The organism is Ruegeria sp. YTSC106 (genome assembly GCF_059609765.1).
In genome coordinates this window covers 1-10,562 of sequence record NZ_JBXWMI010000036.1, presented here as the reverse complement: position 1 = coordinate 10,562, position 10,562 = coordinate 1, and the positions used below count along the sequence as shown (strand labels likewise).

General features: G+C 51.9%; 11 protein-coding genes and 2 pseudogenes. 5 read left to right on the top strand and 8 right to left on the bottom strand.

Annotated features, from left to right (window positions below; genetic code table 11):
- From AC2FEB_RS23080 to AC2FEB_RS23070, 3 genes are all read right to left on the bottom strand, one after another.
- Positions 1 to 356: VOC family protein (locus tag AC2FEB_RS23080; protein WP_496677639.1), on the bottom strand; the 356-nt coding region annotated here is incomplete at its 3' end.
- On the bottom strand, positions 357 to 1,370 hold the full coding sequence (locus tag AC2FEB_RS23075) for a zinc-binding alcohol dehydrogenase family protein (protein WP_496884412.1): 1,014 nt from the start codon (positions 1,368 to 1,370) through the stop codon (positions 357 to 359).
- Between the two features lie 26 nt (positions 1,371 to 1,396).
- Complete coding sequence (locus AC2FEB_RS23070) at positions 1,397 to 1,687, bottom strand: putative quinol monooxygenase (protein ID WP_496686312.1); 291 nt, start codon at positions 1,685 to 1,687, stop codon at positions 1,397 to 1,399.
- 102 nt (positions 1,688 to 1,789) lie between these two features.
- On the opposite strand from AC2FEB_RS23070, the gene AC2FEB_RS23065 reads away from it, so the two are divergent.
- Positions 1,790 to 2,677 (top strand): LysR family transcriptional regulator, encoded by an 888-nt coding sequence (locus AC2FEB_RS23065; RefSeq protein ID WP_117870817.1) that lies wholly within the window; start codon positions 1,790 to 1,792, stop codon positions 2,675 to 2,677.
- A gap of 442 nt (positions 2,678 to 3,119) precedes the next feature.
- Here AC2FEB_RS23065 and AC2FEB_RS23060 read toward each other — a convergent pair.
- Positions 3,120 to 3,315 (bottom strand): annotated as a pseudogene (locus tag AC2FEB_RS23060) (transposase); the annotation flags it as partial.
- 118 nt (positions 3,316 to 3,433) lie between these two features.
- On the opposite strand from AC2FEB_RS23060, the gene AC2FEB_RS23055 reads away from it, so the two are divergent.
- Positions 3,434 to 5,137 carry an alkaline phosphatase family protein gene (locus tag AC2FEB_RS23055; RefSeq protein ID WP_496677635.1) on the top strand — a complete coding sequence of 568 codons (1,704 nt, stop codon included), beginning with the start codon at positions 3,434 to 3,436 and terminating at the stop codon, positions 5,135 to 5,137.
- 147 nt (positions 5,138 to 5,284) lie between these two features.
- Here the strand turns inward: AC2FEB_RS23055 and AC2FEB_RS23050 are convergent, their stop codons facing one another.
- Together AC2FEB_RS23050 and AC2FEB_RS23045 are read right to left on the bottom strand one after the other, a co-directional pair.
- Positions 5,285 to 5,701, bottom strand: coding sequence for a c-type cytochrome (locus tag AC2FEB_RS23050; protein ID WP_496677634.1), 417 nt, complete (start codon positions 5,699 to 5,701; stop codon positions 5,285 to 5,287).
- Positions 5,702 to 6,119: 418 nt separating this feature from the next.
- Entirely contained in the window at positions 6,120 to 6,548 is a 429-nt protein-coding gene (locus tag AC2FEB_RS23045; protein WP_254683737.1) for a c-type cytochrome, read from the bottom strand.
- A gap of 229 nt (positions 6,549 to 6,777) precedes the next feature.
- Between AC2FEB_RS23045 and AC2FEB_RS23040 the strand changes: the two genes are divergently transcribed.
- The 3 genes from AC2FEB_RS23040 (at position 6,778) to AC2FEB_RS23030 (ending at position 8,970) form a co-directional block, all read left to right on the top strand.
- Positions 6,778 to 7,326: a DUF6512 family protein gene (locus AC2FEB_RS23040; protein WP_496677632.1), complete on the top strand. Its 549-nt coding sequence runs from the start codon at positions 6,778 to 6,780 to the stop codon at positions 7,324 to 7,326.
- Between the two features lie 103 nt (positions 7,327 to 7,429).
- Positions 7,430 to 8,470, top strand: a complete 1,041-nt coding sequence (locus AC2FEB_RS23035) for a PLP-dependent cysteine synthase family protein (protein ID WP_496677630.1) — start codon at positions 7,430 to 7,432, stop codon at positions 8,468 to 8,470.
- A 20-nt stretch (positions 8,471 to 8,490) separates the two neighbouring features.
- A complete protein-coding gene (locus AC2FEB_RS23030) occupies positions 8,491 to 8,970 on the top strand; it encodes a hypothetical protein (protein ID WP_117870827.1) in 480 nt (159 codons plus the stop codon).
- A 104-nt stretch (positions 8,971 to 9,074) separates the two neighbouring features.
- Here the strand turns inward: AC2FEB_RS23030 and AC2FEB_RS23025 are convergent.
- Both AC2FEB_RS23025 and AC2FEB_RS23020 read right to left on the bottom strand, forming a co-directional pair.
- Positions 9,075 to 9,227 (bottom strand): annotated as a pseudogene (locus tag AC2FEB_RS23025) (IS5/IS1182 family transposase); the annotation flags it as partial.
- Between the two features lie 109 nt (positions 9,228 to 9,336).
- Entirely contained in the window at positions 9,337 to 10,263 is a 927-nt protein-coding gene (locus AC2FEB_RS23020) for a DMT family transporter (RefSeq protein WP_496677629.1), read from the bottom strand.
- Positions 10,264 to 10,562 lie beyond the last annotated feature (299 nt).

The following is a 10,562-nucleotide window of genomic DNA, read 5'->3' as shown; positions in this document are numbered from 1 at the left end:
TGAATATGATTTCCATCAGGATCGGCCACATGGATTTGGATCATGCGGGGCCCTGGGACTTCGGTTTTGCGATACTGCATCTGACGTGATGCCAGTTTTTCTTCAAATGGCCTCAACCCCGTAGCTGAGAGTGCAAAATGTTCGAGCTTGAGCTTCACTTCGGAGCCGACGTTAGGTGTTCCTTCGTGACCCACAAGGTGAACCACGGCGTGATCACCCGCATACAACCAAGCCCCGGGAAACGGAAAATCAGGGCGGGCCCCAGGTTTCAAACCCAAGACCTCTTCATACCAAGTAGCCATTTCAGACAACTTAGTTGTTACGATATTCACATGATCTAGCCGCTCAATTCTCATCTAAAAACCCTCAAGCACGAGCTTTCCTTTGGCCTTGCCACTTTCGAGGATAGCATGCGCTTTCATTAAGTTTGTAGCATTGATCCTACCAAGTGTATCGGTTGCTGTGGATCTGATCTTTCCATCGTCTATCAACCCGGCAACCTGATTCAGTATTTCGCTTTGACGGTTCATATCTCCAGTCCCAAAAAGCGACCGAGTGTACATGAACTCCCAATGCAATGAGATCGATTTGGGTTTGAATGGCGCGATGTCAAAGGTCTCAGGATCATCAATCAACCCAAAGCGACCTTGAGGTGTCATCACCTCTCCGGCTTGAGTCGCATAAAGCTGGGAATGGTTCGTTGAATAGATGAAATCCACGCTTTCGATATCGAGAGCCCCGAGTTGTGTGCTAAAAGGTTCCGCATGGTTGATGACATGGTGTGCGCCAAGCTCTTGAACCCAGTCTTGTGTCTCGGGTCGGGACGCCGTCGCTATCACTGTCAATTCAGTGAGAGCCCGTGCCAATTGAATGGTGATAGACCCGACACCGCCTGCCCCACCAATAACCAGCAACGTATTGGTCCCGCCGGAAACGGCATCTTGAACTCGCAAGCGGTCGAACAGCATCTCAAAGGCAGTAAGCGTCGTTAGCGGCATCGCCGCAGCTGCTTTTGCAGGTATGGAATTTGGCGCTGACCCCACGATGCGCTCATCCACAAGATGGTATTCGGCATTGGTTCCAGGCCGATTGATCGCCCCGGCATACCAAACGGTGTCTCCCGGTTTGAAAGTCTCGACCTCTTCGCCAACGGCTTCGACGATCCCTACGGCGTCCCATCCTAGAATGTCAGGTGCCGGACCTTCAGGAGCACGCCGTTGCCGAATTTTTGTGTCGACCGGGTTCACCGAAACGGCTTGCACTTCGACAAGCAAATCATGACCTGACGGGGTGGGTTTGTCTGCTTCGAATTCGATCAATGCATCCGCCTGATCAATTGGCCCGGCCGTACGAAATCCAACAGCTTTCATAGCGTGCTCCTCGTTCTGGTTCAAAATCAACCGATGACGGTCATCTCATTCAATGTGAATTCGGCGACCGCTCCGTCTGTCGCCGCCATGTATGCAGCCAGATGTGGGGCCCCCATATGAGTTTGCCAAAGCTCTCGGCTTTCCCAGTTTTCATAAAACACGAAATGAGCCGGGTCATCGTTGTCTTGGTGCAGGTCGTAGTTGATGCAACCTCTTTCAGACCGGGTGGTGTCGATGAGCTTGGTGAGCTCTGCTTTGACAAGGTCGATCTTGTCGGGGTTGGCTTTGATGTTGGCGACAATGGTCAGCTTGGCCATCAGGTCGTTCCTTTGCTGTTTCGTTGGTGTCGTAGATTTACGCCGCCGACAAAACGGGATAAACAGTCATTCATCGGAAATATAATCCGGAAATACCGACCAATGCTGCTCGACAACCTCCGCCTCTTCCTGACCATCGCCGAGAAAGGCAGCCTTGTCGCGGCGGCCCGAGAGACAGGTTTATCGAGTACAACTGTCTCCGAACGGCTCGCTACGCTGGAATCACACTACGGTGTGGTATTGTTCAACCGAACGACACGCTCAATCAGTTTGACCGAAGAGGGTCGGGTCCTGATCGATGGTGCCAAGAGCGTTCTCAGTGAAGTCACCGACCTCGACACCCGCATTCGCCTCGGCGCCGAAACCCTTTCTGGCCTGATCCGCGTCAGTGCGCCTATTGATTTTGGTCGTGGTGTTGTCTCTGATGTGATCGCTGAATTCACCGAAGAGAACCCGGCTGTGTCGATAGAACTGTCGCTATCCGATGGCTATGTCGATCTCGTGGGTCAGGGTTTTGACTTGGCTGTTCGGTTTGGGGACATCACCGACAGCTCACTCCGAATACGCAACCTTGGAAGCTACCCGCGTTTCGTCTGCGCAGCACCCAGCTATCTGGCGACATATGGAGCACCAGAACTGCCCGAAGACCTCGCAAATCATAACTGCCTGGTTATGCGTTTCGGTGGTTCGCTCGACAATGTTTGGGAGTTTGGCGCAGGCCGAGAACGCCAGCTTGTTCCAGTCAAGGGAAACCGAATTGTAAATGATGGCTCGCTTATCCGCAGTTGGGCTCTGGCAGGCCATGGCATTGTGTTGAAGTCGGAACTGGATGTTGGCGATGATGTCAGAGCCGGAAAGCTTGTGGCACTGTTAGGCGACTTCCTCCCACCACCCAAGCCGCTACAAATGATGTTTCCACCCGGTCGAGCCCAACCTCGCCGAGTGGCAGAGTTCGCGCAGTATCTACGCCGGAAAATGGGTGCGGTCTGACCCAAACGGGTACAAGCAGCTGCGAACTGTTCCAAGAGGGCAATTCTTCAGCGCTCAGTTTCAAGATCACTCAACGACCCACAACCTTTTTGGAAGTCGCGCTAGACCCAGACCATTCGATCCTCAAACCACATTTTACCACCTGAGATCATAACGATTCCAAGGCAGATGAACCCGATATCGAACTTCCACAATATCTGTAGGGACACGCATAGCGCTGCATCCCTATCATTAATTTTATTCAGAAAGTCTGGGTGTCTTCGCCCATAATATTGCACAGCATTTGCGCATTAGTTTGCACGGTTCACTATACGCGCTCAATTGTCGATAGCCGTACAGTGGCTCGATCAACTTGAACGCACCGAAACTCAATCAAAAGTGCATTCTGATTGGAGCAATTCACCCCAAAATCGAACAACGCAACTCAATTGCGAGGTTAATCGCTCGACCATTTGCCGAACTCTTCGGGAAGGTTTCGCCAAGGGGCACCAGTCCGGGCGATCCAGAAAATTCCATCGAGAACACGGCGGTGGTTCGTGGGTTTTGCGCCCGTTCAGGGCGCGGACAGCCATGATAACACGCTTCAAGAACGTCCATTCCTTGTCCGACATCAGGTCTCGTGGCAAGCTGGTCTCCATTGCAGATACCAGCTTGAATAATACTTAAACCTCGGCGTGAATTCCTTTTGTCAACACGACCTAGCCCGCAATTGCGGTCGCGGCTAACCTGATGCACGATGCAGCGAAAGGAAACACTATGACCAAATCATTAAGAACTTGTTTGTCTTTGTGGTTGGTTGCAGTCGCTCCTGCGTATGCGCAACAACCTCCTCGTCTCGTTTTGCAGCTGACCGTTGACGCGTTTCGGGGCGATCTACCGGCACGCTACTTTGAGAATCTTGGGGAGGGTGGCCTTAAGTATTTACTAGAAAACGGTGTACACTATCTGGACGCCCATCACTGCCATGCCAATACAGAGACGGTTGTCGGACACGCTACATTGGCGACCGGGGCAACACCGGCAGTGCACGGGATGATCGGAAACATCTGGTTCGACAGAACCTTGGACCGCGTTGTCTACAACGTTGAAGACAGCACCGCTCCGCTTCTTGGAGATGGTGCTGGCGTCAATAACGATATTGAAATTGACCCAACACAGGCGGCAGCTGGCACAGATGGGCGGTCACCACGCGCTATGCTTGTTACGACGCTTTCGGACGAACTAAGCGCTTCCACTGCTGGTGCGGCCAAGGTCTTTGGAGTTTCAATCAAAGACCGTGGGGCTATTACAATGGCGGGACAAAGCGGCAAAGCCTTCTGGTTCTCAAAAGCCGCAAATCGTTTTGTCACAAGCTCCTATTATTACGACAAATACCCGGATTGGGTTTCCGCCTGGAATGACGCATCGCCGAGCGCCTCCTTTGAAGGAACCTCTTGGGAATTGATGCACCCAAAGGAAGCCTATCTCTTTGGCGACCGCGACAACCAACCATGGGAGACGGATGTCGCCGGGTTCGGCATAACCTTTCCTCATCGCTATTCTTCGACGCAAAATGGGTTTGACCCGCTAGAAAACCCCTACTTTACGACCTTTTTAACGCTTAGTCCCGCTGGCGACGATCTGACGGCGCAATTTGCCAAACGATTGATTGATGCCGAGGATATCGGGCAAGACGCGGTAACGGATTATCTGGCGATTAGCTTCTCGTCCGTGGACTACGTCAACCATGTGTTTGGCCCCTCCAGTCTTGAAGCCGAGGACACGATATACCGCCTCGATCAGACTCTCATGAATCTCTTCGCGTTTATCGACGACCGGATCGGGCTGGAAAACGTTTTGATCGTTCTATCGGCGGACCACGGCACCACTGATGCGCCGGGCTATTTGGAGAGTGTTGGCATCCGAACTGGCCTTGTTGCTCCAGACACCTGGGACCCGACGGAACAGATAGCCAAGCTTAAGGAGCGGTTTCGGATCACCGGGAAATTGCTTGAGGGTTATAATCACCCCTATCTCAATATCGCCCCCGAAGTATTGGCTCGCAGTGATATCGATTTACCCACGCTGGAGTCAGCTATTGCAGAAGAGCTTCTATCCTTTCCCGATGTGGCATTCGCCGTCCCCGGTACGGCTATCGAAGCAAACACCCTGCCCGATACCGGCATCATGCGCCTGGTCCGCAACAACTATCATCCCACCCGATCCGGGAACATATACGTAGTCTTCAAACCCGGTTGGTTCATCGCAGACTTTGATGGTCTGTCCGTCACATCCACCCACGGGTCACCGTGGCGCGGTGACACACATGTGCCGATTATCTTTGCTGGACCGAACTTAGAACCACAACGGGTCGCACGCCGGGTTTGCACGACTGCTCTCGCGTCCACACTTTCTGCCTTATTGAGCACGGCACGTCCTAATGGTGCGAGTGGTGAGGTACTACAAGAAGTCTTGGATTAGACCGCTGTGAAGCGCGAGACCTGATATCGAAGCGCGCTGGGCTAGACGGCATCTTCCACACGTTATCCGCGTATTCGCAGCTTCCTGACAACTACGGCACCCGCCCAACGCAGCACTCTTTAGCGTACTCAGCTGCGGAGCAGATCTTCACGGAACATAACGTTCTGGCTTCGGAGACTGAATACTCTCCAAATACTCAGCAATTTCGATAAGTCTGGAAGGAATACGCGTAACCAAACCGTTGCCCGTATCGAATTCGACAGCAGGGCCGTCATTCAATTCGGTGATTACCGGCATGTCATCGCGAGGTTCTTGTACTTTCAAGTAACCGTCCAAGATCGACATGACCTCCAACATTGGCCACACGCCCCCCCTTCGGTCGGAAATCTTTGTTAAATCAGCAGGCTCTGTTTTCAAAGCAGCTGCGTCAGGTCCTTTTCCGGATGCATCGATTCCGTGACATCTGGCGCAATGCTCAACAAAGAGGTCTTTGCCAAGGTCCGAAAAATCGTCGGCCGCAGATATCGTTGCAGCCAAAGAAATGACTATGCTCGCAACGATCATGAAGTGCCGCATAAGCCGGAGGTCCTTTGTTATACGAGAGTTTACTACAACAGAAATGGACCGACATCTTCCCCCGGTCAACATCGGTCCTTTACCATATAACATTCGCTATCCTGTGGCCCAAAACCGATTGATGGGGACAGGCAGCAGCGAGCTCAGAACAGCATCACCAATTAACATTCGAAATTTAGCATGTAATCACGTTCGTCTCTTTGACATAAATCATATGTCAACTCGCATTTAGCCAGAACTGGGCTCGACTTGCCAATTCGGCCAAAAGATCTTGAGTGTCTGCTTACGCCTAGCTAACAACGGCGCTTCACAATGCTAGGCCTGCAATAGTCACCGGGTCAAAAAAGGTGCAAGTCCAGAACACCGGCAAACGGTCAATTGCTGACCTAGCGCCAAGAACACTAATCTACTGTTGGATGCTTTCTAAGAAAAACAATAACCCTGCTAACTCGCGCGGAGTGGGCGTCAAGACACCCTCGATTTCAACCGGAACCAGGTCTTCCGCCATTTCCCCGCCAAACTCCGGCATAACCCGAGCAAGATGGCTGTTTTCTGGGTCGCCATAGATGTAGCTTAGTGCCCGTGCTTGAGGGAAAGTGCCTCCGTTCTCCACGCTCAATGTTGTCAAATCTGTTGGCGCAACGGAAAGACCGCTGCTTGCCGGGCCACCGCCTCTACCATCCACACCATGACAAGAAGTACAGTTTTCTGAGAAAAAGGCCGCCCCATCAGCGCGAGTGGGCATGACGTCGGCGTCAGGATACAGATCTGTACACGACACTGTGGCCAGAGCAATAAATCCAGCCGACAAAATAACCCACCTTTTAGCGTGCATGCTCTACCCCGGTTTTTAATCCAGCCTACGGTCTATTATAGCACATGGCAATGACAGCAACTGCGGTTAAAAATCAGGAAGGGTCAACTTTACAAACTCTTACAAGGACATGGACATTGCCGCTCACCATGGGCGGTGAAAGCTATTTCTAGACCTTCTATGTCTGTGGGCATTTCACTTTTGAGAATCTAAACAAAGTATACGACAATCTGGATTGGGAGATCCAAACATGCTGGAAACCTCGTCCCGAATAGTTTGGCTCGAAGCGATAGGGGCGATCCTAATGATCCTACTCGGGTCCGGGCTGCACTTTGCATTTGTTTTGCTAGGATGTTGGACGCCAATGGCGCTTGTGGCAGCTGTCAACGAGTCAATTTGGGAGCACTTAAAGCTGGCTTTTTGGCCAGGATTGTTGTGGGCCTGCCTAATGCCGCTTCCACCCCGACTTACAAGAAGGGACGTATTTAGTGCTAAAGGATTTAGCCTTGCAACTACTGCTATTTTGATTGTGACAATATTCACGGCGTACACAGCGATACTTGAGCGCAACTTTTTGGTTTTTGATATTGGAATATTTGTTGCTGCAATTTGCATCGGCCAGATCGTGTCAATTCTTATGCTTGTTTATGAAGATCGAATGCGTGAACTCATCCATGTATTCGGCCTGGTTCTCTTTGGGCTTCAATTTGTCGCCTATAGTACCTTAACATTTTTCCCTCTTAATCATTGGCTGTTCATTGAAGCACGTTCTGGCACGATAGGCATTCCTGCCCATTAGATGGACAGTCTTACCAATTGGTGGCGCATACTTGGATCCCCATAAATCCTAAAACGGTTTTCCCGAGCTTGACGGGTGCTAAGCGGGGAGATTGTGTAGAGGCATGGATCATTGGATTTCGGAGTCGATAGCTAAGATCAATGCGGATGCACACCGCTCTGCCGATACGCACCTTTTCAAGTTACCCGTTCGGGGGCTGAAGGGCGTAGACATCTATCTCAAGGATGAAAGTACACATCCCACTGGCAGCCTCAAGCACAGGCTGGCACGTTCGCTTTTCCTTTATGCGCTTGTAAACGGGAAAATAAGGGAAGGGACACGTGTAATCGAAGCCTCGTCTGGCAGCACTGCCGTTTCAGAAGCTTACTTCGCCCGTATGATCGGAGTGCCTTTTACCGCGGTTCTCCCAAAATCTACCGCCAAGAGCAAAATCGACCTAATCCGGTTCCAAGGTGGGGAAATCCACTTCGTCGATGCGGCGCCGGACATGCACAAGGCCTCGGTTGAACTGGCAGCTGAAGTCGGTGGCTACTTCATGGATCAGTTTAAGTACGCCGAGCGGGCGACGGATTGGAGAGGCAACAACAACATTGCAGAAAGCCTTTTTCGTCAGATGGAACGAGAGCCACATCCAATTCCATCGGTAATTGTGATGAGCGCGGGCACTGGCGGAACTTCAGCAACGTTGGGGCGGTACATTCGCTACAAAGGCTTTAACAGTGAATTGATTGTTGTGGACCCCGAAAACTCAGTGTTTTTTGATAGCTTTCGAACTGGAGACAGGACCCTGACCCGCCCCTGTTCAAGTCGTATTGAAGGTATCGGACGTCCTCGGGTAGAGAAGTCATTTTTAGCAGATGTAATCGACCGTATGATTCAAGTGCCGGATGCGGCAAGCATTGCGACTATGCTCTGGCTTGAAGATCGGATCAGGCGGCGGGCGGGCCCATCAACAGGCACAAACCTCTGGGGGGCTTTGCAAATTGCGCAAGAGATGGAGGCTGCCGGACGATCTGGCTCCATTGTCACTATTCTGTGTGACGACGGAAACCGTTATCTCGACACCTACTACGATCCGGAATGGGTGATGGAAAACTTCGGCGAAACCGCTTCTTACGAAGCTAATTTGGCGGCATATCACTGAATTCAAACGAAGAGGACGACATGAAAAGGGTGAAATTTGTGTTTGCTGCGCTTCTGGCATCAATGGTCGCCGTGGTGTTTTGCCCCACAACAGTTTTGGCCGCCTCCCAGGAAGCACAACGGATCATCGAAAGCGCGGCTGCTGATTGCAAAAACTTCGAGAATGGAGAGTTTGATCAGGGTGACGCTGTGACCGAGATCGAGCTGCGCTCACAGTTTGGCGCGGTTAAGGCTGAAATCGTAGATGAAAGCCAGTATTCCTGCTCTTCTGCTGCCTCTATGTACTGCGGAACAGGGGGTTGCATGCTCAATCTTATCGTCGACGATGAGACCATGTCATGGCAGGCAACGGGTTGGCGTCTTATTGACTGGGGGCCTGACCGTATACTGCTTATTGGACGAGACGGTGGTTGGTGCGGAGGCGCAGGAGCCGAGGTTTGTTACGAGGCTCTGGTTTGGAGTAATGGGAAGATTCTAACCGTAGGTTCGTCGCCAGAGTAAGACCGCGCAGCGCTAGCGGTTGTTTTACGCGCTTGGCCTAATGGGCCAGAACTTTTGGATCGAGCTTTATCTGTTCGACGACGATTTCCTAAAATTTCGACTTATTACCCAAACAAAAGCTTTGCCGCGAGGGCGATGGCAGACATGAAGATGATAAAGCACCTGTCATAACGGGTCGCGACCCGGAACCGCTCTTTCAGCCGTCCAAATATGTTCTCAATCTTGTGACGGATTCGATAAATCCTGGCATCATATGGTGCGAAATCTTTGCGGTTCTGTTCCGTTTCTCGGGATTCGCAAGACCCGCTTCGGGCCGCAAGCAGCCAGTCATGTGCACCGCAGAAAACGGCAGCACCGAGCCTAGTACTACTGCCTCGGTGATTTTGCGAGCACGGTGGATACGGTGCGCGTCTTTCTACTTCTTGTGATCGCGATTGCGCCCAGCACTAATGCACATGCCAAAGCTTGAGGTAAAGAGATGGCTTCGCCAAAGGCAAGATATCCCACGGCAAACATCGTGGGCAATTCGATGCTTCCGACGACCGCAGTTTGGGAAGCCCCAACAACAGGTGAGCATATCGTGTAGATAAGCTGGGGCACGAAAGCGGTAACCAGACCAATACCAACAATGAAAAGCCAATCGGATTGTTCCCTTGGGAGAAGTTCTCCAACCTCAGCACCAAGGATGAGCGGTGCGAGGCCCAGTACGGACCCCAGAGAAACTGACGCGATACGTGCCAATGGCGCAATCCGTGACAACCTGTGTACCAGGACGCAAATTCCGAAGCCAAACCCAAATGGGGCGGCAAGGGATAGCAGCAGCGTTGGTAGATGTTCCGCAGCCACTGACGCGGGCGAGCCAGCAATGACAGCTGCCACCACAATCAGACTAGCGGCCAACATGGCGCGTCGCGTGGGTGCATCTCCAAACACAGCCCAAGCAATTACCAAGGTGAACACCGGATAGGTCATGTAAAGCACACCCACTGTCGATGCGGGCAGCTTCTCCAGCGCCGTTACATATCCGATCCAACCAAGCCCCATTACGGCTCCGGCTGAAAGGCCCCAAGTGATCTCTCGCCATTCTTTTCGGTGCAAGATGAGAACAGGAAGCAGAAGAAGAGCCGCAACAATGTAGCGGTAGAATGCGACCGCATAGGGTGCAACGCCCTGTTCGGTCAGGCTTCGGCTGAAATAGGGAACCAGCCCGAAACAGATTGAAGCAAAGAGAACACCAACAACTGCAAATGCGTAAGGGATGGATGGTCGATTTCGCGCAGATGTCGTGGCCATAATCTGGAGCTATCACGCATTTGCATTTTCGTCTTTAGAGATTCTACGTATGACTGCTTTAGTCTGCAAAGCGGTCATTGATGCCCTGCGTAGCGAACGACCGTTTCAAGTAGCTTGCCAATTGGGAAGCCGGTTGGAAGGCAGCATCAATTGCACTGATCATATCTGTAGTCCCCGTATTCCAGCCAGTTTACCGAGCCTTCGCTAAAAATCAGAAACTCCGACCTGTCTTCCCCAAGCAGGGCCACGACAAATCCGGTCGGCGGCTCAGAGTTTCCGAAGTAGCTGTAGGCCGTCAT